Below are 25,800 nucleotides of genomic sequence, written 5' to 3'. Positions count from 1 at the left end.
ACAGCGGTACGATGTCGATAGTAGTACTATCGATGACTCCATAATAAGAACCGAACTGGTAAACGTTGGGAAACTGTTTTAGAGAGAGTTTCTTGTCGTTTATTAGTTCAGTTTTAGCATTTTGCCCGGTGTTTGTCAGGATGCCAGTTATAGGATCCTAACCTGCTCAGGATGCATAGGCCGAACAATAAACAAATCCGCCTATGCGGGGGCAAATTTACAGCTTGTTATGGTATTAGCAAACTTGTTATTAATGGTGGGATAGTAGTGATCTAAAAGCAACAACAGGCTGAAACCTAGTGTTGCACGTACTTTTCAACTGGCAGGCGGTTGGTTATACTGCGGGCAAGGGTCATTTCATCGGCATATTCCAGCTCACCACCAAAGGCTATACCCCGGGCTATAGTGGTTATTTTAACAGGAGTGCCCTGGAGCTTTTTCTGAATATAATAAATGGTGGTATCACCCTGTATATTAGGGTTTAAAGCAAAGATGAGCTCTTCGGTCTTCTCTTTAGGTATGCGTTGTATCAGCGGTTCAATGGTAAGCTGGTCTGGACCGATACCATCAAGGGGTGATATTATGCCACCCAACACATGGTAGATCCCACTGAATTGCTGGGTGCTTTCTATGGCAATTACATCACGGATATTCTCAACTACACAAATAAGCTCCTGCTTGCGCAGCGGGTTGGCGCAAATGGCGCAGGTAGTAGCATCAGCTACGTTATAACAACGTTCGCAAAACTTGATCTCACGGCGCATTTTAAGTACTGCTTCACCAAATGCCGCCACATTACCGGGGTCCTGCTTTAATAAATGCAGTACCAATCGCAATGCTGTTTTTTTACCAATACCAGGTAATTTGGCAAATTCACTCACCGCATTTTCCAACAAAGAAGAAGAGAATTCCATACTACAAAGATACCAAACAGTTTGTGGTTTGTTGTTAGTGGTTTGTGGTTGTTCTTTCAGTTTGAGCCAGCTAACAAATAGCTGTGCTTGAATCCTTTATAAAGTTATGTCCACGATATTGTCCCAATTGGCTTTTACAGTTAGTTTACGGCTTATGGGAAGTACTTTTTCAGGCTGTTTGTGATGTCCAAAGAAGGCCCCGGTATCCCAAACCCCATTTTTATTATCGTCGTATAAAATGCGCAGGTCATATTCGCCAGGTTGAAACAATTTGGCGTTGAATTCCCTGCCGCTCAGGGGATAGGAATATTTTACCTGGTCGCCCGACACAAACTGTAAAACGGGGTTTTTCTTGAAATCGAGGTTAATAAGGCGTAATCGTACCAGTCCATAATCGCTTTGTTTCTTGGTGCGGAATTCGATGGTATCGTTTTTACCGATCTTACCACCCGCAGAATCCTCAGCAAAATCTTTGTCTACAATGAGTTTATAAGGGGTGTTTTCAATCCAGGCATAAGAAACGGTGATCTTTTTTTTGCTGGTATCTCTGGTAAAATGGTAATTGGAGAGCGGCTCATTCTTATCGTTGGCAAGTATCACTTTGGTGCTGTCGAAGGTTTTGAGCTCGGTACCAAACCGTAATTCAAACGGACTCAACAGGTCTAATTCATTATTGGTCAGGTTGGTCTCTACTTGCAGACGGGCTGTCTTATCCTTTTTGCCATTTGTTGGTTTGGCTGCCTGTGGGGGTGCTGGTTTGGCAGGTTGGGCTGTGGCTGGTTTGTTGCTTTTTGCTTTAGTTGTATCTTCTTTTTCTGTAAAAGCGTATAAGGTCATTGACTTGGGCGAAATGCCGGGAAATACCCGTTCATCGGCAAACGCTATCAGCTGGCTATTGCTCATGTAGCGGCGCTGGCCGCCATCATCTTTCATGGCATATAATGAAAATGAATCAGCAGGCAGGTTTTTGAAATTGTAATTGCCATCTTTATCAACCCGGGCAATATAGCGGGGTTTTTCTTTTATAATGGCCGAATCATCACTGCTTCTGTGCAACATAACAATGAGGGTAGAATCGGTTTTACCGGTTTCGGCAATGATCACTTTGCCGGTAAGCTTTAATGAATCAATGTTGCTGCCCGTGGAAAACAGATAAGTGAAATTCTTTAAAATATTACCCTCGTTTATATCTTTTATGGCGTTGCCAAAGTCGATGGTATAAGTAGTGTTAGGTTGTAAGGTATCTTTAACCGTTACGGTTACGGTACGCAGTTTTGATTCAACAACCGGGTTTACTTTGGGCACCGGCGATACCAGCAGGTTTTCCTGGATATTTTCAATTTGAACGAATTCGTCGAATTCTATTGTGATCTTTTTACCGGTAAAGTTCCGGGCCGAATCGTGTGGGTTAACGCCCATCAGTCTGGGGGGAAGAGAGTCACGGGCACCACCGGTAGGCGGGGCCATGTTGGCGCAACCTGTTTGCACCAGGGTACTCGGAAGCAGCGCAAGGATCAAAAAGAACGGCGAAACTATTTTTAGTAAGGAAGCATACTTCATAAGGCCGCAAACTTAAGCCCTTTATTGACAACTGTTGCTTCAAAATCCGTTAAATCGGGGTAAAGGGGGCCAGGTACCGGTCACCGGTTCAACCGGCACCCTGGAATGGGTAACGTTAAATGGTAAGCAATACCTGGTTACAGGTCAGCTTCTTCTTCAGAGGTGAGGTCGTGTAACGCGACCGCCAGCTTATTGGTCTTAACAAAATTGCACCAATGGCAGTCCTCTTTACCACAACCGATATAAAACTCACGGTTCTGGATCTTTTCCCATACCTGAACAATTTGTTGCGAAACGGTAGTGATATCAGATGGTTTTATAACTACTTTTTCCTTGCGGTATACCTTCTTTTTATCGGGTTCAATAAAGTCAAATTCGGTACTTATTACCTGCCAGTCGCGGCTTTCGTAGTTATCCACCAGGATCTTATAGAATACGGCCTGGCGCCAGTAATCGCCGCCATTGGGGTCTTTTTCGCTGGGCGGCTGTAGTTTGGCCCTTGCTTTATCGGGATCGCCGGTTTTATAGTCAACGATGTTTACCTGTTTGCCGTCAAACTCCAGTTTATCGAGCTTTCCTTTCAATTGAACGCCATTCACTACCACATTGCGGATATTCCTTTCCACCGTAACGATCCGGTTCCAGGTAAAGATGTATTTATCGTAATAGTTGCTAAGTACTTCCTGGCCATATTCAAGCCGGCGTTCAAACTGTTCGCGGGTAAAGTTTTCGCGATGGCGGTGCATATACCAGTTAAAATCAGCTACAAATTCAGCCTTGCCCGGGAAAACATTGTGGTTTTCTTTCATTTTTTCAAAGAACCGTTGCAGCGCGTGGTGAATGGCCGAACCAAATTCGGTTGCTTCATTCTTGGGTGATGGTATGCGCAACAGGTTCTTGAAATAAAACTCAAGCGGGCATTTCAAATAATTGTTCAGAGCCGTTACATTCATCACAAATCTGTCGAGCAGGGCAGTGATGAAATCTTCTTCTATGCGGCCAATTTCGGGCGCTTCGGTTTCCCCCAATTGAACTATCTGAAATTCTGTTAACTCTTCATCACTAATAAATACCTTTTCAACCGGCAGTTGGTGCTGTTCCTGTATTTCTGCCAGGAACATGGACGGTTCCAGTTCCTTACCATCATTTTTATAGCGGCAGTAGGAAATGAACAGGTGTTGTTCGGCACGGGTAAGCGCTACGTAAAACAGCCGGCGCAATTCCTCAATATCTTTATCGCTTTTGCCTGCTTCGTTTACCGCAGGGTCATTGGCCTGACTTAAAAATACGTTCTCGGGAATTTTGTAGCCGCCACCAGGTTTACGTTTCTTTTCCCAGAAGGAAGCATTACATCCTGCAATGAACACATATTCAAACTCCAGTCCTTTTGAGCCGTGGGCGGTCAACAGGTTTACCCCTTTATCGTTCCCGCTTACCTGCACCAGCGGCAGAGACAATCCTTCTTTCTCCATGAGGTCGAAGATCTCAACCAGATCGGTCAGTTGCAGTAAAGGATTGCGATGGGTCTCATCTTTTATAAAATCGAACAGGGCGGTCAACACCTGCATCATCCACCCTTTTTCGGGACTTTGCATAATGATGTTCAGTAATCCTGTTCGGCGAATGATATTTTCAAGCAGTACCAGCAGGGTAACATTGGGTACAGATGAAATAAGCCGTTCCATTGCTTTGGTGGCCTGTAACAAGCCAGGGTGCAGACCTCTGCTGAACAGATCGGCAGGCGGTGTATTTCCCTTGTCGTATAACAGGCGGCGCAACGAGGTTTTGTTATTTCCAAATGCCCGGTCGGCCACTTCAATACTTAGCTTGGCAATTTCAACCGGTGGAATATTAAACCAGTCGAAATGTAATATTTCGAATAACATTTCATCACCGCCATAGGGAATATCATGTTCGGCGGCAATGTATTTTATGAGAAGAATGATCTTTTTAGCGAATGGTTCCGTCAATAAATTTAAATGACGCTTGCTGTAAACCGGTATGTTCAGGGTTTTGAAATACTGGCTTAATTCTTCGCCATATTTATTTTCTCGGTAAATGATGCTGATCTTGCCTGGTGGTATGCCTTCGTTCAGTAATTCCTGTACCTGCAGGGTTATATCCACCATTTCATGCCGCTGCGTTTCGTACTCTTTTATTTGCGGAATGGCATCAGTGGGCTCCAGGGCAAAGAAGCGCGGATGCGACGATTTAAGGTTTTTGCTAAGGCCTTCTATCTGTTTCACAAGCCGCTCCTGGTTGTTGTTGATGAGCGTCATAGAAATATCAAGAATAGGCTGTGCCGACCGGTAGTTATTGGTCAGCACAACGGTGAGCAGGCTTTCGCGGTAAGAGTTGGCAAACTGCAACATGTTCTCCACGTTGGCTCCCTGAAAGCGGTAGATACTTTGGTCATCGTCGCCCACCACAAAAACGTTGGGTGTTTCCCAAAAGCTGATCAACAGTTTTACCAGTTGGTTTTGGGTACCGCTGGTATCCTGAAATTCATCAACCAGAATATACAGGAACTGTTCCTGGTAGCGGTTCAACAGGGCCGGGTTTTCTTCAAAAGCTTTGATCACCCAGTTGATCATGTCATCAAAATCGTACCGGTTGCGGTTCCGCATTAGTTGTTGAAAACGGTCGAACTCGTTTACCGCAGCCCGCAACTTTTCCATTTTCTCTTTCTCTTCCTCAAACTTATCTTTCTTCAGATCACCGGCTTTAAAGCCTTTGTATGCCCGTTTGTACACGAATTCATCGCGGGTGGGCAGGTCGGCCAGCCAGGCGTCGATGCGTTCATTGATAAAAGCGGGCGTCCAGCCTTCGCGTTTCATGGTACTGAAAAGCGATTGCAGGTTATGTATTTCGTAGTACACATCGCCCCGGTAGCGTTTGAGCGCATGGTTCTTGGGAAAACTATCTATCAGGTTTTTGAACAATTCAATCCTTTCCAGGTCAGAAATGGGGTCCAGCGCTGTTTTTTCAAAAAGCGACAGATTTTCCTGGATGATATCGTTGCAAAAAGCGTGAAAAGTGTAGATGTTAACGCGGTAGGCGTCGGGACCAATAAATTGTGACAAACGCTTGCGCATAGCCACCACGCCTGCATCGGTATACGTTAAACACAGAATGTTCTGGGGTTGAGAGTCAGTATCCAGGAGTATTTTGCCAATTCGGCTGGCAAGGATCTGGGTTTTACCGGTACCAGGCCCGGCAATAACCATAACGGGGCCTTCAATAGTATCGACGGCAAGCCTTTGCTGAGGGTTCAGCTTTTGGTATTCTTCAACAAATCTCTGATTAAGGCGCTCCCGGTTCACGCTCATTAAACAAAGATAACGAACGGTCAACAGATACTACAGCGGCCTAATATGTAAACGCCCTTATGTTCAAAAACAGCTGCTAAATGTGCACAAAAATTTAGCGTTAGCGTGACAAAATGAGCTGTATTTCCCCGATTTTATCTCACTTTCGTGTATCAAATACGTCTTATTCCACTAAGGAGAAACAATTAGACCTTGATAATAAATAGCTTATGCGAAAAAAAGATATAGGGGTATCTTAGGGGGAATTGTTCTTTTTTTGGGAATAAAATCAACTTTCCTGCGTTTCTAACATTACAGATTTTCACTATAATGAAAAACCAGCACCCATTAAAAATATTTATCCTCGAGGATGATGTGTGGTATGGCTCTATGCTACAGCACTACCTCGCGCTTAATCCTGACTATGAGGTAAAACGATACCATAACTGTAAAGACTTCTTTAACCACCTGCACGAACGGCCGGAAGTAGTTACACTCGACTATTCCATGCCCGATATGGATGGCAGTGAAGTGTTAAAGAAGATCAAGGAAGTTGACCCCGGGATTCAGGTGATCATTATTTCAGGGCAGGAGGATATTAAGACTGCCATTAATCTTATTAAAAATGGTGCTTTCGACTACATTGTAAAAGACGATGATGCCAAGGACAGGTTGTGGAACAGCCTGTTGCATTTGAAGGAAATTGATGGACTGCGAAAAGAAGTGGAGCATTTAAAAGAACAGGTCGGAAAAAAGTACGACTACTCCAAATACCTGATAGGTAAAAGCCCGGTATTTGAGAAAGTGTTCAGTTTAATAGAAAAGTCCTGCAAGACCAATATAACAGTTTCCATTACAGGTGAAACCGGTACTGGTAAGGAGATGGTGGCTCGCGCCATTCATTATAATTCCGACAAAAGCAAAAAGCCATTTGTTGCAGTGAATGTGGCGGCTATTCCCCGTGAGCTGATAGAAAGCGAATTATTTGGACATGAAAAGGGGGCATTTACCGGCGCCATTACACGCCGTATAGGCAAGTTTGAAGAGGCGCATAATGGTACGCTTTTTTTAGATGAAATTGGTGAATTGGATATTAATCTGCAGGCTAAATTGTTGCGTGTTTTGCAGGAGCGGGAAATAACCCGGGTTGGGGGAAATGAAGTAGTGCCAATAAATGTACGCATCATAGTTGCTACCCATAAAAATCTGTTGGAAGAAGTGCAGGCCCGACGATTCAGAGAAGATCTGTATTATCGTTTAATTGGTTTGCCCATACAAATACCACCATTGCGGGAACGTGGAAACGATATTGTTATACTGGCCAAACATTTTATGGACCAGTTCTGCAAAGAGAACAATACCGATAAAAAATTGCTGTCTCCCGAAGCGCAACAAAGATTATTGCACCATGCATTCCCCGGTAACGTGCGCGAATTGCGGTCGGTAATTGAGTTGTCGGTAGTAATGGCCGATGGCGATACTATATTACCCGAGCACATCACGCTTAATTCCAATTCTTCTGTTAATGACCTGATGAATAAAGACAGAACGCTAAAAGAATTTGAATTACAGATCATACAACACTACCTGGACAAATACGACAAAGACGTATTGCTGGTAGCAAAAAAGCTTGACATAGGTAAATCAACCATTTACCGGATGATACAGGCTGGTGAGCTAAACGCCCGGTAAAATGGGTGTGTACTTGAAATAGTTTAAGACCATACCCGAACAAGAAAAAGTTGCACTGTCTTCATTTTTATGAAGGAGTGCTGAAAAGGTTCCTGCTTTTAGCTTTGAATTACCCTTAGCAATTAGTTCATCTAAACTCAATCAATCAACCGTGGCACAAGCCCTGAATTATAAAAGCCTGGGCAACAGGTATGTTTTGGTGGCCGAGGATGTGGAATTGAATCAATACCTGGTCAGGCATATTCTGGAGTCGTGGGGATTTACCGTAGATGTTGTAACCGACGGCCGTATGGCTGTTGACATGGTACAAAAGCACAATTATGACCTGGTGCTGATGGATATACAAATGCCTGAAATGGATGGCATAGAAGCTACAAAAGCCATCAGACAAATGAGCGATCCTGTTAAAGCAAACATTCCCATTGTAGCACTTACTGCCAATGCATTAAAGGGAGATTGTGAAAAATACCAGGCGGCAGGTATGAACGATTTTCTACCAAAGCCATTCAATGAGCAAAAACTGTTCATTGTGATATCCAATAATTTAAACACCGGTGCAAGTGCATCCGCAACAACGCCTATGAACGAATCAAACATGCCTGTTATAGGGACCGAAGAAAAATTGTACGATTTGAATATGGTACAAACTATTTCGGGCGGCGATGAGGGGTTTGTTAAACGGATGGTGCAATTGTTTATAGAAACGGTTCCGCCATCGATGGCAGATCTGCAAAAAGAAACAGCGGAACAGAATTGGGTGAATGCAAGCAAACTGGCGCATAAGTTAAAAGCAACTATTGACAGCATGGGCATTATCCGCATAAAAGAGGTGGTGCGAACAATTGAAGCGAACGGAAAGAAAGGAGAAGAACTGGAAAAATTACCCGGTCACGTGCAGGAAGTTATTACTGTGCTGGAGGCCTGTATGATGCAGTTAAAACGAGATTTTGAATTATAAATGCGTTGGGGCTTGGGTGAAAGATATTGAGAGGAAGAAGTAAGCCATAGGAAGTAGGAAGTTGACCCGTTGACAGCCTGCCCCGACATATCGGGGAGTTGACAAGTTGACGAGAGAAAAATACAGGAAGCAGGAAATAAGAAGTAGGAATTACGAAAAACGATATTTAATAAAGAAGTCGGAGGTTTGAAGCTTTTTGAGCTTCTTTCCTCCGACTTCTTATTTCATCCCGACCGAGGTCAGGATTATCCCGGCAGGCGGGGAATATGTTTTTCCAGTTCTTTTATCTGTTTAACAATTTCTGCGGTAGTAGGTTTCAGGGCCTTGGCTTTGCGGAAGAACTCTTTGGCTGCGCGAAACTCCCGTTTGTTCATCATAATATTACACATTTGCAGGTAGGCGGCTGCTTCATTTTCTTTATCGGGCAACCCTTCGCGAATAGCCTGGCGAATGTATTTTTCCGCTTGTTTGAAATCGTTCTTTTGTAAGGAGATCATTCCCATTTGCAGCATGCTGGCTCCTTTAACCTCTTTCATGGGCGTACCCAGATCGAGCCCCTTTTTCATATTCCTTTCAGCAGTATCAAAATCCTGTTCCATCATAGCCAGCTGACCTTTAAAGGTAAAGAAGGCAGAACGGATGGGTTTATACAGCAGGTTGGGATATTTAATAGAATTGAGCACCCTTTTGGCGCCTTCCAGATCGCCGGCTTCCATATGTTCCTGAATAAGGCGCATGGGGCCAATAAAGAAGTGACCGGCAATAAGGATAGCACCGATCAAATAGGCCGGAAATGCGGGCCAGAAACCACTGTAGACATTGGCCAGTACGCCCACAGCTATCAGCGCCAGACCCAGGTATAGGCGGTAACGTATGAGCCATGAATAAAACTTCATAAACCTTTATTTTTTAAGGATGGCAAAGATAGGTTAAATCGCTTTGTGGTTCATGGTTTGTTGTGCGTGGCTTCCATTGCTCTCCAGGGATAGTACCATAGTACTGTAATGGTAACTGAATAGCCTTGGTATTGCACCGGACTGCTCTGGCGGTTGCCTTAGAGTGCTCTAAGGGTGCTCTGGGGACTCTAGTCCGTATGACCATTGCCTGACCACTGCCTGAACACTACCCTAGAGTTCGGGTAGCATTCGCACTGTGTCTTAGCGGTTTAGGGAGGCGCCTGGGGCTTGCGGTTTGACGCGGTTTTCCGTCTATTTATTATCATCATTGATCTCGATCCAGTAGCCATCGGGGTCGCGGAAATAGAGCTGCTGAACGCCATCGACCCGTTTGGTGACGGTGTTCTTTTCGCCGGCCCAGTTTTCATAGGCTACCCCATATTTTTTTAGGTTGGTTATGAAATCGTTAATCGAGGGAACGCTAAAGCAGAGATGGGCGTTTTTATCGTGCGCGGTTTTGGAAGTGGCGCCAGAAATAATATGGAGGTGGCCATGGGTGCCAATGCTGAACCAGGTATGGCGGCCATCATGAAAAGGCTCGGGAATGGTATCGAGGCCAATCACCTGCTGGTAGAACTGGGTGCTTGTTTTCAGGTCAACCACGTATAAGGCAATGTGGTTAAGCACCGGCTTGTTTTGTGCGGCGGCCATCATGGTAATGAAAGACAGCGCCAGGCTCAATGAAAATATATAACATGCTTTTTTCATACGGGAATCAATTATGCTGGAAGTTAGTAAAACCAGCACAATAAAATTGCACGGCCAGCATTGGCCGTGCAACTCACTTTATTTTTAGTGACGATCCCAGAAGGCTGGCGGCTCAATGCCCAGGCTTCTTAAATATACGTAAGACTGTCCGCGGTGGTGGATCTCGTTATCAATAAAGTAAAGGATGAAAGAGATACAAGTGCCGGGCCACATGCCAAAAGCCACGTCCTGTTCTTCAAAACGCTGCGGAGGGATAGTGGCCCAGATCTCGTTGATTTCGGCCGTGGCCTGGTCCCACAGGGCCAGTAATTCGGCTTTGGTATTCACTTTTTCAGCGTCGGCCCATTTTTGCCAGGTGCCGGTAGCAATGCCTTTCAGTCCGGGAACTGCCATGCCAAGAAATTCATATACCAGCACGGAAAAAGGGCGCATACCGCCAAGAGAATAGGAAAAGAGTTTATCTTCAGGAAAGGCTTCAATGGTTCTACGGGTAAGGCCGCGATGACCTTGCCAGTGTTTCAGTAATTCCTGGGAGTTGATAACAGCTGCGGAGGTTAGACTTTGCGTAGACATGGTTATTATTTTTTGTGTATTGTTAATAAGTACAATGCAAACCTATTTATGGGTAGTGACAACAGTATGTCAGTAGCGGATCGGGAAAAAAGAAAAAATTGCTAAGGGCAGGATTTTCAGGGAATTAATCGGTTGGGCCCCGGTGTTTATTATTTTTCTTCTTATTTTTGTCCTCCACCGAGCGATAATTGGTGGTTTTTGGTCTCGTAGTTCAATGGATAGAATAGAAGTTTCCTAAACTTTTGATACAGGTTCGATTCCTGTCGAGACTACATCGACCGCCGAAGCCTTGGCGAAGGCGGTCAATTACAAAGTTACAAACCCGCATAGAATATTGATTTTATGCGGGTTTTTTGTTTTTGGTTGGCATAACCTGACAAAGAGTTAAGAAAGAAGGTGTTAAATAGCAAGCAGTATTATACGTATGCTATTCTAAATATCATTGTGTTGCCGGCCACTGCTTTATCAGTATTTCCCCAATTGTACCATAGCTGAGATTGTATTTAGGTGAGCTACCTGATAGTTCCGAGCTTATTCTATAGGTAATTAGTGGTTGATCCGTACATATCCCGTACCTATAAAGGAACGGCATATATACGGGATATGTACGGGATATGTACGGGATATATACGGAATAATCAGGAATCCGGAATTAATCCGGCCTAAATCCAACGCCTATCTCACTTCAGACAGACATGAATGTAAGTACTATGTTGCAGGGATGATTTTCATTTGGGAAGGGTATCAACGGGCAGAAATCGAAACACAATCTGAAATGTGTACACACCACCAGGGAGAAGTTGAAGGCGTTTACCAAGCATCAGTACAAAGTAACAGACCTGCCACTGAAGGAAATAAAAGCAGCCTTTGCCGGAGACTTTGAGCACTTTTTAGTTACCCTTGAAAAAGGCTGTAACAATACCGCCATGAAGTACATCCGCATCCTAAAGCGGGTACTAAAGTTTGCAGTTGACCAGGGCTGGCTGGAAACTAACCCGGTGGGCCGGTTCAAATGCACATATATAGAACCATCTCGCGAACGGCTGACGATGGAAGAAGTAATGACCCTGTACCATAAGGAGTTTGCGGTTGAACGGTTAGCCGAGGTAAGGGATGTATTTCTTTTCAGTTGCTACACCGGCTTTGCCTATCAGGATGTTTACAACCTGACACCCGATAATATTGTAACGGGCATCGATGGTGAAAAGTGGATCGCCACCGACCGCCGAAAGACCGGAACACCCGAACGGGTGCCGCTGCTCCCCATTGCCTTAGAGATCGTCGAAAAATACAAAAACCATCTTTGGTGCCGCAGCAAGAACCGCTTACTCCCGGTAAACACCAACCAGTGTTACAATGGCTACCTGAAAGAAATAGCCGAGCTATGCGGCATCAAAAAGTACCTCACCACCCACATGGCGCGCCACACGTTTGCTACCACTATTCTGCTGGAGCAGGATGTGCCGATTGAAACGGTTAGCCAGTTATTAGGGCATAGAAGCATACGTACTACACAGATATATGCTAAGGTTAGTCAGAAGAAGGTGAGCCAGAATATGAAGGTGTTGAAGGAGAAGTTGGCGGGGATGAAGGGTGAGGTGAAGGAAGGGATGGGGTAATTCAGTTATTAAATTGTGTTTGCATTACAGGCTCCCTTTCAGGAATGAAGGGAACCTCTTTATTGTACCAGGGAATGTTTACTCACTGCGTTTATGCTTTATCTGCAGATATTGTTTGCAGTAAGTCAATAAAATTAACAGAATTCCCTAAGTTATGAAAATGATACCCTTTTTGTATATTACAAATTATTAATCTAACGACCTTCATTTTTTAACCCCCTAACGACATGCAACCAGGAATTGATCTTTCACCAATTTACACACTAAGGAGCAATTTTACTATTATCGGATTGACGGGAAGAACCGGCTCAGGATATGTAGATATTGCTATGCAACTAACCAAAGGGTTCAATAAAAAAGACTATCCGAATCCGGACTCATTTGACCTAAGTCATAATTCGTACAAAAAGTATAAGATTGCTTACAATTATGCAACCGAAAATTTTAAAAAATTTACATTAATAAGGTATCGAGATGTAATAGCTCTCTATTTAACAAAGTATTCTTACGGTTGTTTTATTTCATTTTTAAAAAGCGATGACCTTAAAAATTTTTTCTTGAAGTCAAAAGCAAAGGTAGAATACGATTTCACAGAAGAAATTAAGATTTTGGCTACCCTTGAATCAACCTTCAATGACATACATGCAAGATTTAGTGAAATTAATTACGAAGATGAACTTAGAAAGGCAGAATGGGCTCCGAAATTAAATGAGTTATTTTTAGATTCAACTTTCCAAACATTTTGCACAGATTTTCATCGATCGCTCCAAAAGTCATCCTTCGTCAAACATAATATTTTGATGGAGATTCTGACTACCAACATGAGGAAAAGTGGGAACCCTTATAGATCTGACGGAAAAGACTCAAATAATTTATTTTCAATAGCTAAATTAATTAACTCCATTATCAAGGCAATTAGAAAATCCAATCAAGATTCTACAAAAATTGTAATCGAATCTTTTAGGAATTCTTTAGAAATAATGTACTTCAAACAGCGATATTCTGCATTTTATGTAATTGCTGTAAATAGGGAAAATCCCATCAGGGAAAGCGAATTAAAAAAAGCATATGGGCCAGAGTACGATAATGTTAAAAAGATTCTAGAAAACGAATATACTGGAGGTAAAGGGAAAGGATTTTATAGGCAATATGTACGTGATTGTATTGAAAAAGCAGATATTCATATATCATTTCGTGATATAAACGAAACTCAAGAATTAAACGATGCCTTATCTGAAAAACGAAAAGCGGGCCAAGATACTACCTCTCCATACTATTCCTGGCCGATGCAATTGATAAAGTACATTGCATTAATTGAACATCCTGGGCTTGTTACCCCATCTCCTGAAGAAAGATGCATGCAATTAGCTTATACTGCAAAATACAATTCTGGATGTATTTCAAGACAAGTCGGGGCGGCAATATGTGATGAGTATTATTCAATTAAGGCAATAGGTTGGAATAATACGCCTTCAGGCCAGGTTCCATGTGTAATTAGAGACGCGCGAGTTTTATTGGGATCAATTGAAGGTAGCCCCAATAATAGCAACTCTAAAAATTTTGATCTAGAATTACAAGCCTTTACTCCTTATGAAAGAAATAATGCCGAATTTAAAGAAGCCTTAAAATATCATTACAAAAATGCTATAGATTCGAATGAACACTTGTTGAAAGGGCGAAACGTTTGTATGTGCTTCAAGTCATTGCAAAATTCTTGCTCGGAAGGAAAAAATCAAGTTCACACGAGGGCCTTACATGCGGAAGAAAGTGCTTTCCTCCAAATTACAAAATATGGAGGTACTGCAATTAAAAATGGAAAGCTTTTTACAACAGCTAGCCCTTGTGAGTTATGTGCTAAAAAAGCCTATCAACTGGGAATTAAGGTGATTTATTACGTAGATCCATATCCTGGAATTTCAACTGAACAAATTCTTTCAGCAGGGACAACTCCACCGGAGCTCCGACTTTTCAATGGGGCAATTGGAAATGCTTATCACTGGTTATATGAGCCTTTTATGGCCTATAAGGATGAGTTGTCATTAATATTAGGATTGGAGATAAAGGATAAATTATCGAAGTTGGAAGAGGAAAATTCAAAAATGCATTTAGAAAATGAAGAATTAAAAAAGCAGTTGTCGGAATTGAAGGGAAATAAGTAAGCTAACCAGTTAAAACTTTTGTTGTATTGACGAAAACCGGAAAATCATTATAGGCGGCAGTTGATATTTATTATTAAGGATATGCTGAAATGTAGCCAGCGTCAAATGAAGCGGGAATTGAAGTTTGCGGTTGATCAGGCTGAAGAAACGAACGCGGTGGGCAGGTTCAAATGTTTATATGTGGAATCATCTCTGAAACGGTAACGATGGAAGAAGTAATAACCTTGTACCATAAGGATTTTTCGGTTGAACAATTAGCTGAGTTAAGGGTGTAATCCTTTATAGTTGTTCACTGGCTTTGCCTACCAGGATCTGTACAACTCTAACCCCCGATAACATTGTAACCGGCATCGACGGTGAGAAATGCCAATTTGGTCGATTTCGCTTATGCGTGGTCAAATTGAGTTAGGAGCGGATTCCTGGCAGGCAATCTAATTGTTCCTGTCGAGCGTTGGATTTATTCATCCCGCATTAAAAATTGATAATCAAAGCTTGTAGGAATACTAATTCAAATAGACTTAAATGAATAGCAAAGCAGAAAAGTTTAATTCCTACCTGTTAATGTTATTGGGATGTTCGATGGATAAAGGACAATGTTTTATCTGAATTGAAGAATATGTGTCGTCGGTTCGATCCTGGCCAACACCACGAAAAAAAAGGAGCGATTATAACAAAGGTTGTAATCGCTTCTTTCTTATTGATACAACATCTTGCCCGACCAACTCAACTCGCCTGTTTATGTAAACGGTAATCCGGAAAAGTGCTTACATGACCCTCAACGTTTGCAAAAACCTGCTTGAAAATTTCCAATCGGGTATCAGGGTCAAAGGTTGTGTTGTTATCACGTTCAGCGCCTAGTATATACATTTCCCAATCTTCGGCGGAAATTTTATCCTGATTGTCAAATAGCAACTTTGCAAGTTCTTGTTCCACTTCGGAAGCATTCAACAAATCCGTCCATTTTCTAAACCCAATTATCTTCGCAATGATGTGTTGGGCTTTCATCAGACTGAAATCTTCTTCGTCAATATCAAAGTACAATACGATACTAGCTATATTAAAGTATTTTGGGCTATACTCATATAGAAAGTCGCCAATGACTTGATCGAAAACTTTCGTTTTCGATTGATAATCCCTGAAAAGATTTTTTGCCTGGAGTTTGAAAAATTCAGTGTGGGTCATAATATAATCTTTATTGTTGCCCAAGACCATTACCTACAATATCTAGCGTTCGTAATCTTGGGGTAGATAATACTCTTGGAATAAATTTTATATTATCAATTGGCTGATGAAATCTTTGTACGAACGAACAGGCTTGCCAAAAAGCACATTGGTATAAAGGTATAGGATTTCCCGAATTAAGCAATAGGAGGATATAATGTTTTCTTGAACTTTTACGGAATGAAAATGGCATAATTTTTCTCTAAAAATAGCCTTTCATCTTTATTAGTTGAGAGTACAATTAGTCCACTTTTCTATATATGAGACAGTATAAATTTAATGATCAGAAAACCCCGCATAATACGAAGCAGGCAGTATGTTCCAGGTAAGCGATACCATACTGCGATGTTAGGTGCAGGGAGTTTCTTTTTGTCCAGCCGGGGAAAACGCAAACGATGACATATATAGTAAACAAAAAATGTCCTGTCTTTTTCTGTTCATTTTTCTCTACCTACTTGTTTTTTATTCGTTTACCTTTCACAAATACCGATTCAATTTCCAACGTGTTGGAAATATTCTCAAGTGGGTTTTTATTCAGCATTAATAACGAAGCTTCTTTTCCAACCTCAATTGTGCCAAAATCCGAATGAATCTTCAGAAAATGGGCCGGGTTAATAGTAGCCGCTTTTAACGCTTCATAATTTGAAAGCCCGGCCTCATGCAGCAGCTGCATTTCCTGGTGCAAAGAAAGACCCGGTACTAATCCGGGAATAGTAGGTGCATCCGTACCAGCCAGCAATAAAACACCAGCCCTGTTGAATGCACTGACCAGTTTTAGTTGATACTCGTATCCAAACTGCAAACGGGAAATAGATAATGGACTGCTGAATTTTTTGGGAATAAAACTAGTTTCCTTCGACCACTGCCAGGCTATCGCTATTGGATGGGACAACACCAAAGGAACTGTTTTTACATACGCTTCCAGGTTGATTGCTGATTGAAGAATAGACTTAAAGGCAATTAACGTTGGACTGACAGCTTTTTGATAGAACCTAACTGAATCAGCTAAAGCCGGAATGTAAATTGGATTCGGTTTCTCCGGAATCTCAATATTGCCCATTAAATAATTGACAGGAGGGTTATATAGAAATTCCTCGGCATGTGCAATCAATTCCTGGTTGCTATGTAAGACGCCTGAAGTAGTTACTCTTTGCGGAATGTGACCAGCGATCCGTAATCTATATTTAAATGCTTCCCTGCTGATTTCGTAAAAGCCCTCTTTGGATAAGTCAGAATAGATCTTTACAAAATCGTAACCAGCATCCCTCAAGCTTTGTAATAATTTCTTTGCTTGAAGGGCAGTCATGCTTGGGTCGTTAACCTTGGGTCCGGAACACTGAAACTCAGGCCCATACACTAAACCTTTTCTTATACTGTCGCGGTGCTGCAAAAGTTGGGGTGTCCCATTCAATGCGAGACCCTTCACGATGCCATACTGGAAGTAAAGGCTGTCGTAGGTTTGAAATAAAGCTGCGTTGGATCCATAATGTACATGGCAATCAATCAATGCAGGCATTAGATACTTTCCTTTTCCATCAATAAACAATCCTTTTCGCAACTTAGACTTTCCTCTTTCTGCATGCTGCTTCAGGTCCTGGATCTTGCCGTTTTCAATGAAAACATCCATTCCTCTTAAGAGGGTATCTTTATAAAGTGGAATAACATTCACGTTCGCAATTATCAACCTATTACTTCTTTGGTTTTGGCAATATAAATTAAAGCAGTGCTGAAAAAGAAACGCTAATAGTAGAATAGAACGATAACGCATGAAGTATGTATTGTAAATTAAATGATCCGCCATCAATCGCAATTCCGCGTTAGTTCAGGATGGAATGTTAACCGGAGTATTGTCTGGCCATCTTTGAGAAATGATCAAAGCAATCCCACAAAATGCCATGCAGGTAATCACGCCAACAAAATTTTCTGCTTCTTTCCATTGTGGGAATCGAACAGCATAATACAGATGTAGTGATAGTAGCCAGATAAGTAATACTGCAGCCAGTAAAAGCATTATTTTTTCAGTTTTATATCCGGTAAAAATGGAAATAGCTGACCCCATCAACGCAATACCTCCCATAAATGTCCAGAATTTGGGAAACGGGATATATTTCGGTACCAGGGTGCTTACTCCATTCATACTCACAATGTGTGCCACCGAAAAATTATACAACATGATTGCGTATAAGTATATACCTACCGGAGCCAGCTTATAAAGAGAGATCAAAATCCTGTTTTCAGGCCTGGGAGCATTGATTGTCGAGATCAGAAAAAAGCCTCCGCTTAATGCCAGCACCTTATTCAAATTTACCCAAAGATCGCTGTTCTGAGGGCCTGCGGATAAAAATACAGGTAAGTGCCCAAACAGCAGTAATGCTAAAAAGACCACTCCCATTATTAAGGAAAGGGTGTGAAACTTTTTACCGATAACAATCAGCAGACCTGTAATGATTAATAATAAAGCTGTCAGGTACACGAGCCAGTATAATCGGGAAGGTATATTCGTTAAATCAGGTATAATGATCGGTCGGATGCCAGGATATATGAAATGAAGGACGCCGATACCTGCTATACAAATGCCGAAAAATATGCGGCCGATAACTAACAGATGATTCATGATTTAAATGTTTCAATTTAAAAATGGTTTTCGGAAACTGAGTGTAAATGCATGGCAAGTAAGCATTTATGATGGTGCGGTGCAAAATATAACCCCGACAAAAGCCTGCAAAAGCAAACAAATTGAATAAAAGCTAACTTTATCATCTATCTAATTATCATGAATGAACGTGACCTGGTAAAGGATGTTATTTTGGAGGTTTTTAATAAAAGCGGCTATTCCGATACCGTCCAAATGACCCAACGTGACTTTGATTATATCTCATCCGAGATCGAAAAAAAATCGGGCATAGTGATAAGCGGTACCACTATAAAAAGACTGTCGTTTGGAGATTTTAGCCGGCTTCCTCAGGTTGCTACCCTCAATGCGATTGCCAATTACTTCGATTACAAAACGTGGCAGGATTTTAAAACTTCCAGGTCTAAAATCACAAAGCCGGAGAAAGAAATTTCTTCTTCCATTATCAGGAAGCGGGAATTCAGATTCTTAAAAAGGAAGCTGGTTTATATTTCTGCTTCTATACTTGTAATAATTGTGATTTTTGGTTTTTTTTTATTTAAATCAAGCCCGGGTATTTCTAATGTGGAAAATGCAAAATTTTTCTGCCAAAGAAGCACCCGTAACGAAGTGCCCAATACGGTAATATTTAATTATGATATAGACCACGTACACGCAGATAGTTTTTTTATACAGCAGTCATGGGATAAAAACAGAAGGAAAAGGATTTACAAGAATACGCATACCATAACTGATATATACTACGAACCTGGCTACCATATCGCCAAGCTGATAGCCAACGATTCAATTATCAAAACAATTGATGTGCACATACCAACAGACAGGTGGTTTTTCTATGCTATAGATAATATTGCTAATTACATACCTGAGTATATAAAAACAGACAAGTATTTAAATAATGGCATTTTAGGATTATCTGCACAACAAGTAAAGGAAAATAATATAGATATCACCAAAGACAAATTATACCATTACACGTATTTCCCCAGTGAAATGACGGTAAAATCAAATAATTTCAGGTTAAAGACAAAGATTCGAATGAATGAAGTAACGAATAGTTTATGTCCATATATTACTATTGAACTATTTTGCCAGGGCTATTTCATTCTGATGAAAACGACTAATAAAGGTTGCGCCAACAAGGCGTCCCTATTATTGGGGAAGGAAATAAAGGGAAATGAAGCAGATCTGACAGCATTGACATTTGATGTAAGTAAATGGACTGATGTGGAAATTGCTTCAACTAACAATATTGTCAGTATATATATAAATAATAAAAAAGTTTTTTTTGCGCCCAGCTTCGATCGTATAAAATACATTTCAGGCTTCGCCTTTATTTCAAATGGATTGTGTGAAATGGATAAAGTGGAATTAACCGGTTTGGATGGAAAAATTGTATATAAAAATGAATTTTAGTAATTATGCATGGTCTTTTGTGTAGGATGTGGAATACCGATCAAAATTAAAAATATCACTGGTGGAATTATCATTGAAAGGAGCCAAGATCATTGCACGGAAAGACGAACATAATTTCAATTTTTTACTTTTATCAACAATAGGAATAAGGTGAAGCTGTAGACTTTCAAAGTTGCGTACTGACAGTAACGCCCTTTCCGTTAGCACCATTCGATGAAATTACTTGCAAAAATTACTCAGATATTTAGAAAGCCCATACAAAATCCAGAACCGGACGTCCTTTTCCCTGGATTAGTAACGGCAAAGCAATACGCTGCATTCAAACCAGCACAGCGCATGCAGGCTGTTATGATCGTTGGCGCCGCCGCCGATGTAAAACACTACAGTTTTTTGAAATGGTGTGTAGAAAATGATCTGGACTTGAACGTAAGATTTGCAGCATTAAAGCGACTACCCAATTTTCATGAACAAAAGGATTTACAGCAGTTCTTAACGCAGTTGGATCTCTCTTCAAACCGCTCAATTTTGGAGCCGTACCTGTCGATGGCCTTACACCGAACAGGTCTTATAAAAGAGAACGAGCTGAAGTCTCGGCTTAACGATGGCTAACAAGGTATTCATGCAATGGTGGATGACGTGCATTATCAGCCTCAGATTTTCAAATCAGCTTTTTTATATTTAAGTAAAACTAACGAAAATAGCAACAGTATAAAGAAATGAGTTCTAACATCCAAATAAAAGAACAAAGTCAAACTAACCTGGGTAGATTTCTAGACAAGACTATTATTTTAAATGATTCGATTTATTCGATCTCAAACATACCCCTCTTTTGATTTGATCAGCCAGCAGATATTAACGGCCCTTTTTACAACACATTTATTGTCAATTCTGCACGTCTATCGGCCAAATCTGCACGATTATCAAAAAAACATTTTTTGTCTTGCTGACAGGGATTAAAGTGTCTACTTTGCAGGTTAAATTAATAAAATAACCACAAACAGATGAAACCTATCCATTACAAAGCTGGTTGTAGTTTATAAATAACTTTTAATACTGGTTCAAATAAATAGCCCCGGCCAAACTATACCGGGGCTTTACATAACCTTATTAAATATGAGCTATTAAATAAGAATCCTGGGAAATTACAATGTCCCGTTTTATTTTACCAATACGGTACATCTTGCAAGCTTACCTCAAAGCATTTATTTTAAGTCCGGAATTATCAAACCCTAAAAACACCTTTATCTTGAAACGTATTGCACTGATTTGCCTCCTGGGGCTTTGCCTGCAGGTAACCGCTCAGAAAAACTATCAAAGAGGCCAGGTTGTTGTTACAAACGGCGATACCTTAAAAGGCTGGATCGACTACCGCAACTGGAACGTTAACCCCACTTCAATCAGGTTCAAACTGGATTCTTTAGCCGACAACGCCCGCCAGTTTACAACCACTGATATCAGCTTTTTTCAGGTAGCTGGCGACAAATACCTGAAAGCTATTATAACAAAAGACATGCTGCCCGTTGATATAAATCACCTGGTACCTGACTCCACAGTAAATCAACAAACAGATACCGCTTTTTTAAGGGTGCTGGTAGAAGGACCCGTATTGAATCTATACGAGGTGTATGATTTTAAACCACATTATTACATACAAGACAGCACTAAAAGTTATCGCGAACTTACCTATAAATGTACTCTGGACGAAGTAACTAATCGGATGAAAATAAGTAACTATTTCCGCGGCGACCTAATTGCTTATTTGATCCTTCGACCACAGTATGATAAAAAACTCGCTCGCCGGATAGAAAATATAAGTTACACTAATAAAGAGATAGGAAAAGTGGTAGCTACCATGAATGGTTTAACGGGTCAAAGCGTTCCCTATGTTTCTAACGACAGCAAGAAATCAATTTCTTTTTATGCAGGCGCTGGAGCAATATATAGTACCATGACGTTTAGTGGTGATGCTAATTTAATTGGTGATAATGTTTATTTAAAAGGAATTGATTTTGGCTGGAAGACCGGTCCGGCTATATTGGCTGGGCTAGAACTTTCTTCGGAAAGGAACTTCAAAGAACTTTCATTCAGATTAGAGGTCGCGTACAGTTCAATAGGCTATAAAGCTAATAACCTTGTTATAAGGAGCAACTCAAGTTTCGATACTGTAAATTACGAAATTAAACAGCGGAATATTACTCCTTCGGTTACTGGTTTATATCATATTATAAGAAAAGAAAAGTTCCGGTATTATATAGGCGCCCAGTTCGCTGTCAACCTATCCAGTTACCCTGCCAATGCATATACAGCGAAGCACCCATGGTCAGCAAATCCTACTCATTCCAATGATTTTATTTCATTTAATAAAACCTGGCCTGTTATTAATATTAAAACAGGAGCCATTATTAATCAAAGATGGGATATAGGTATAACCGGAAGTGTATGGTGTAGCAATGTTAATACTCCTGTAATGCATAATAAGGTTAAACAATATGTATTATGGCTGGTTTATCACTTTAAATAAACAAATGAAAATTGCTTCAATAGAAGCCCCCGGTGCATTCCGGGGGCTTTTTATGTTCCGGAAGTTTGATAAAACTCTTGTGTATCGCCTCCTGAAAACTGTTACTATTAATTGACCGAGGTCTTTGCCCTATCTCCCGAATCTTTCGGTCAATCAATCACTCGAAGCCAATATAGGTGAGCCGCAGTAGCGTATGCGTTCCGTTTTCATTATTTTTGTCCCCGAAAGGTTTCAACAATGATAATAGACCATAAAAAATATGACTTGTTTGGAAAGACAGTGGTCCAAAAAGTGGTCATAACGCCCCCTTTTCAATTTACTTTCCCCATTGCCGACAATGCATGTTTTTTATATATGCTGGAAGGCGAGACCCAATACCAGTTAGATGAGGAACAAATAAATATTCCTTGCAAACATTCGTTATTTCTAAATTGTATTAACTCTCGCAAGCAACTAAGTAATTCAAATTCCAGCGTTACGAATGAGATAGTCATTGTAAATTTCCATCCGGATATATTAAAGAGGATCTATGATAGAGAATTGCCGTTATTACTTCAGGCGCCTCAAAAATTAATTTCAAATAAGTCGACTGAAATAATAAATAATGACTATTTAATTCAAAAATACATTGAAGGATTATTGTTTTATTTTAAAAATCCATCTCTGATCAATGAAGAGATCCTAATTCTGAAATTGAAGGAAATTATACTCCTGCTGTCGCAAACACGGAATGCAGAATCGATCCAGGTGATATTGTCTCAGCTTTTCTCACCGGCTACTTATACTTTTAAGCAAATAATTGAAGCACATCTTTTTTCTCAGTTAACCATTGAAGAATTAGCCCAGCAAACCAATCTAAGTCTCTCTTCTTTTAAACGGGAATTCGCAAAATTATACCATGACACTCCTGCTAATTACATTAAAACCAAAAGACTTGAAAAAGCAGCCGAATTACTTTTAGTATCTAGTGAACGAATAACAGATATTGCTTTTGAATGTGGATTTAATGATCTGGCAAGTTTCACTAAAAGTTTTCATGATAAATACAACGTTACACCTACCGGCTATCGTTTGAATCAAACTGCAAAATAACTGAACCAATCTGCAGAACGAATGATAGGCTCAATAGATCCGCAAGATTTAAGAGAGGCATTTTGAACTGGAATGCCAAATAATTGAACTTATCTCCAAAGCCACTCCTCTCTTCACAGGCCAATTTTGCGGAATAAAAAATAAAATTATGGGACTATCCAATTTGGGGATCTTTCACACCGTCATTGGCCTCATGGCCATCGTAGCTGCACTCATATCATTTTTTAGATTTGGTAAAATTAATTTGACCCACCTAACCGGGAAAATATATTTCTACGGTACCGTCATTACTGCATTAACAGCACTAGGTATTTCCAAGCATGGCGGCTTTAATCCAGGGCATATCTTTTCAATACTTATTTTTATTTTAGTCGTAATTGCCTTCTTTATTTCCTCTAAAAAGAAAGGGTATAACAGAGCCCGTTATTTTGAAAACTTTTTTCTATCCTTCAGCTTTTTTTTGTCTCTGCTTCCTACAGTCAATGAGACATTTACCCGAATTCCTGTTGGACATCCATTAGCTAAAGATATCGCTGATCCACTAATTGCTAAAACTCTGCTTGTACTTTTAGTATTATTTGTTGCAGGTTCAATTTATCAATTTATAAGGCAACGAGTAGTCAATAAAATGTATAGAGAGGAATTGAAACCGCATTAATTCTCTACCTTCGATTCATTTAAGAACGCTCAAGAAAAATCGTAATAACATGATCAAGCGGCCGCGTGTTATCTGTTTAATGATGACTTCTGTTGACGGAAAGATACTGGGGGAAAAATGGGGTGATGACAAACTGGTGAAAATCCTTAAAGAAAGCTTTGAGAAAGTGCATGAACTTATTGGTAACAAGAGCTGGATCGTAGGTAGAACCACCATGGAAAAGGACTTTACCCATTACGCAAAGCCGGTGCATAAAGAGGTGGATCAGGTTATTAGACGGGAAGATTTTGTAGCAAACCGGCATGCAGATTCTTTCGCAGTAGTAATAGACGGGCATGCCAAACTGGGCTGGAACAGCAGCGATATGCTGGGGCAGCATGTGATCACCGTATTAACAGAACCGGTAAAAGACAGCTACCTGGCGCACCTACAGGAGATTGGCGTGTCGTATATTTTTGCCGGTAAAGATTCAGTTGATCTGAAAGTGGTACTGGAAAAGCTAACCGCCTTATTTGGTATTGAAACGCTGATGCTGGAAGGTGGCGGGCACCTGAATGGTAGTTTCCTTAACGAAGGTTTGATAGATGAATATAACCAATTATTGTTGCCGCTTGCCGATGGTCGTATGGAAACCACTTCTGTTTTTGAGATTGAAGAGAAAAACAGGAAGTTTGATGCTACCCTGCTGCAATTACAGGAAGTAAAGCAGATCGAGCATGAGGTTGTTTGGTTACGATATAAAGTGTTGGGGCAGGTATAGAAAAATCAATAAATTAAAAAGGTCCGCGTTCACTTTCAGGAGAGAGTCCAGTCAGCCCTAACGCCTCTGCGCTCTATAAGAAGCTATTCTGGCGTTTATTTTATCTTAGACAACATCTATAGTCAGCCGGTGGAACAAAGGTGCTTTTCACCTGATTCTTAAAAGATAACTCTATAATTTACGTAACTTTAATTGCCTCAGCAAACCCTGTCCCATGAACGATGCTATTCGTCATCTTTTCCTGTTATGCCTGACTTGCGTTGCCTGGCAACCAGGGAATGCGCAGGTCTCTCGGCGATTATCAGAAGAAACCGTCAGCTATTTTTTAGCTAACCAGTTCCGGATAAGTGTTAGACCTGCACTGGCACGTAAAGCCAGTGTAACTCCCAACGCTACTTATGATCCGGGAGCCTCCAATTTTATCAGTCTTGGAGCGGGCATTGATTATTATTGTCACTTTAGTGAATCCTTCTCTTTGATCACCGGGTTGCATGGTCTTTGGCATGGCTCTAATTTTACTTTTTTAGTTCCGAAAACCGTCTTTCAACCTGAACTTGACTATGATCTTGATCAAAGTGGATCTATTTCCGGGGGGCTTAACCATGGCTTGTTATCGCTTCAATCAACCCTTGAGAAAAGATGGTTCAGCAAAAAGGAAACAATCTGGAGCGCGGGATTAGGACTGGCCCTTAATTACTCCCTTACTACCAATTACGAATTTGATTACAATGTATATCATAATGGGCAATTAGTGAATTATGCCTGGTTGGGGTATAATGCCAATAATCAATCAAAGCCGTTTTTATCAGCTCATGCCATGGCAGGACGTTATTGGAAAATAGGAAAGGACCGTTTCATAATCACCAATTTCGTTATAGATTACTCCTTCACTAATTTTGCAAAAGGGTATTATTCATTTAATGTTCCGGGAAAGCCCGTGGTAACCGGCGATTATAAAATTGATGGGTCCTATGCTGCTATCGACGTGAGCTATCCCTTATCAAGAAAGAAAAGAAGATAGTGCCTTGGCGTTAGCTGTAAAGTTTTCTTTAA

General features: G+C 40.9%; 20 protein-coding genes and 1 tRNA gene. 12 read left to right on the top strand and 9 right to left on the bottom strand.

Annotation, left to right across the window (positions count from 1 at the left end; translation table 11 throughout):
• Positions 1 to 296: 296 nt before the first annotated feature.
• The 3 genes from recR to J7I42_RS04085 form a co-directional block, all read right to left on the bottom strand.
• Positions 297 to 914 carry a recombination mediator RecR gene (gene recR / locus J7I42_RS04095; protein ID WP_209137499.1) on the bottom strand — a complete coding sequence of 206 codons (618 nt, stop codon included), beginning with the start codon at positions 912 to 914 and terminating at the stop codon, positions 297 to 299.
• Positions 915 to 1,010: 96 nt separating this feature from the next.
• Positions 1,011 to 2,474 carry an Ig-like domain-containing protein gene (locus tag J7I42_RS04090; protein ID WP_209137498.1) on the bottom strand — a complete coding sequence of 488 codons (1,464 nt, stop codon included), beginning with the start codon at positions 2,472 to 2,474 and terminating at the stop codon, positions 1,011 to 1,013.
• Positions 2,475 to 2,611: 137 nt separating this feature from the next.
• A complete protein-coding gene (locus J7I42_RS04085; RefSeq protein ID WP_209137497.1) occupies positions 2,612 to 5,803 on the bottom strand; it encodes an ATP-dependent helicase in 3,192 nt (1,063 codons plus the stop codon).
• Positions 5,804 to 6,112: 309 nt separating this feature from the next.
• Between J7I42_RS04085 and J7I42_RS04080 the strand changes: the two genes are divergently transcribed.
• Positions 6,113 to 7,474: a sigma-54-dependent transcriptional regulator gene (locus J7I42_RS04080; RefSeq protein ID WP_209137496.1), complete on the top strand. Its 1,362-nt coding sequence runs from the start codon at positions 6,113 to 6,115 to the stop codon at positions 7,472 to 7,474.
• A 151-nt stretch (positions 7,475 to 7,625) separates the two neighbouring features.
• Positions 7,626 to 8,432, top strand: coding sequence for a response regulator (locus J7I42_RS04075; protein ID WP_209137495.1), 807 nt, complete (start codon positions 7,626 to 7,628; stop codon positions 8,430 to 8,432).
• Between the two features lie 245 nt (positions 8,433 to 8,677).
• Here the strand turns inward: J7I42_RS04075 and J7I42_RS04070 are convergent, their stop codons facing one another.
• From J7I42_RS04070 to J7I42_RS04060, 3 genes are all read right to left on the bottom strand, one after another.
• Positions 8,678 to 9,328: a tetratricopeptide repeat protein gene (locus J7I42_RS04070; RefSeq protein WP_209137494.1), complete on the bottom strand. Its 651-nt coding sequence runs from the start codon at positions 9,326 to 9,328 to the stop codon at positions 8,678 to 8,680.
• Between the two features lie 312 nt (positions 9,329 to 9,640).
• Entirely contained in the window at positions 9,641 to 10,096 is a 456-nt protein-coding gene (locus J7I42_RS04065; RefSeq protein ID WP_209137493.1) for a VOC family protein, read from the bottom strand.
• Between the two features lie 84 nt (positions 10,097 to 10,180).
• The gene (locus tag J7I42_RS04060; RefSeq protein WP_209137492.1) at positions 10,181 to 10,669 is read right to left on the bottom strand and encodes a DinB family protein; all 489 of its coding nucleotides are present in this window, start codon (positions 10,667 to 10,669) and stop codon (positions 10,181 to 10,183) included.
• Between the two features lie 200 nt (positions 10,670 to 10,869).
• Between J7I42_RS04060 and J7I42_RS04055 the strand changes: the two genes are divergently transcribed.
• From J7I42_RS04055 to J7I42_RS04045, 3 genes are all read left to right on the top strand, one after another.
• Positions 10,870 to 10,941: transfer RNA gene (locus J7I42_RS04055), tRNA-Arg, on the top strand.
• 471 nt (positions 10,942 to 11,412) lie between these two features.
• Positions 11,413 to 12,288: a site-specific integrase gene (locus tag J7I42_RS04050; RefSeq protein ID WP_317196237.1), complete on the top strand. Its 876-nt coding sequence runs from the start codon at positions 11,413 to 11,415 to the stop codon at positions 12,286 to 12,288.
• Between the two features lie 227 nt (positions 12,289 to 12,515).
• A complete protein-coding gene (locus J7I42_RS04045) occupies positions 12,516 to 14,447 on the top strand; it encodes a hypothetical protein (RefSeq protein WP_209137490.1) in 1,932 nt (643 codons plus the stop codon).
• Positions 14,448 to 15,170: 723 nt separating this feature from the next.
• On the opposite strand, the gene J7I42_RS04040 is transcribed toward J7I42_RS04045, so the two are convergent.
• The 3 genes from J7I42_RS04040 to J7I42_RS04030 all read right to left on the bottom strand — a co-directional run bounded on the left by J7I42_RS04040 (position 15,171) and on the right by J7I42_RS04030 (position 18,282).
• On the bottom strand, positions 15,171 to 15,629 hold the full coding sequence (locus J7I42_RS04040; protein WP_209137489.1) for a hypothetical protein: 459 nt from the start codon (positions 15,627 to 15,629) through the stop codon (positions 15,171 to 15,173).
• Between the two features lie 490 nt (positions 15,630 to 16,119).
• The gene (locus J7I42_RS04035; RefSeq protein WP_209137488.1) at positions 16,120 to 17,436 is read right to left on the bottom strand and encodes an amidohydrolase family protein; all 1,317 of its coding nucleotides are present in this window, start codon (positions 17,434 to 17,436) and stop codon (positions 16,120 to 16,122) included.
• Positions 17,437 to 17,490: 54 nt separating this feature from the next.
• Positions 17,491 to 18,282 (bottom strand): hypothetical protein, encoded by a 792-nt coding sequence (locus tag J7I42_RS04030; RefSeq protein WP_209137487.1) that lies wholly within the window; start codon positions 18,280 to 18,282, stop codon positions 17,491 to 17,493.
• Positions 18,283 to 18,441: 159 nt separating this feature from the next.
• Between J7I42_RS04030 and J7I42_RS04025 the strand changes: the two genes are divergently transcribed.
• From J7I42_RS04025 to J7I42_RS03995, 7 genes are all read left to right on the top strand, one after another.
• Complete coding sequence (locus J7I42_RS04025; RefSeq protein ID WP_209137486.1) at positions 18,442 to 19,716, top strand: hypothetical protein; 1,275 nt, start codon at positions 18,442 to 18,444, stop codon at positions 19,714 to 19,716.
• Positions 19,717 to 19,929: 213 nt separating this feature from the next.
• Positions 19,930 to 20,325 (top strand): hypothetical protein, encoded by a 396-nt coding sequence (locus J7I42_RS04020; protein ID WP_209137485.1) that lies wholly within the window; start codon positions 19,930 to 19,932, stop codon positions 20,323 to 20,325.
• Positions 20,326 to 20,962: 637 nt separating this feature from the next.
• A complete protein-coding gene (locus J7I42_RS04015) occupies positions 20,963 to 22,237 on the top strand; it encodes a hypothetical protein (RefSeq protein ID WP_209137484.1) in 1,275 nt (424 codons plus the stop codon).
• A 264-nt stretch (positions 22,238 to 22,501) separates the two neighbouring features.
• A complete protein-coding gene (locus tag J7I42_RS04010; RefSeq protein ID WP_209137483.1) occupies positions 22,502 to 23,329 on the top strand; it encodes an AraC family transcriptional regulator in 828 nt (275 codons plus the stop codon).
• Positions 23,330 to 23,477: 148 nt separating this feature from the next.
• Entirely contained in the window at positions 23,478 to 23,987 is a 510-nt protein-coding gene (locus tag J7I42_RS04005) for a hypothetical protein (protein WP_209137482.1), read from the top strand.
• A gap of 49 nt (positions 23,988 to 24,036) precedes the next feature.
• Positions 24,037 to 24,747 carry a dihydrofolate reductase family protein gene (locus tag J7I42_RS04000; RefSeq protein WP_209137481.1) on the top strand — a complete coding sequence of 237 codons (711 nt, stop codon included), beginning with the start codon at positions 24,037 to 24,039 and terminating at the stop codon, positions 24,745 to 24,747.
• A 214-nt stretch (positions 24,748 to 24,961) separates the two neighbouring features.
• Entirely contained in the window at positions 24,962 to 25,768 is an 807-nt protein-coding gene (locus J7I42_RS03995) for a hypothetical protein (protein ID WP_209137480.1), read from the top strand.
• The last annotated feature ends 32 nt before the right edge of the window (positions 25,769 to 25,800 follow it).

Origin of the sequence: Niastella soli (assembly GCF_017742245.1) — a bacterium.
GTDB lineage: Bacteria > Bacteroidota > Bacteroidia > Chitinophagales > Chitinophagaceae > Niastella > Niastella soli.
This window is presented reverse-complemented; position numbering and strand designations above follow the sequence as displayed.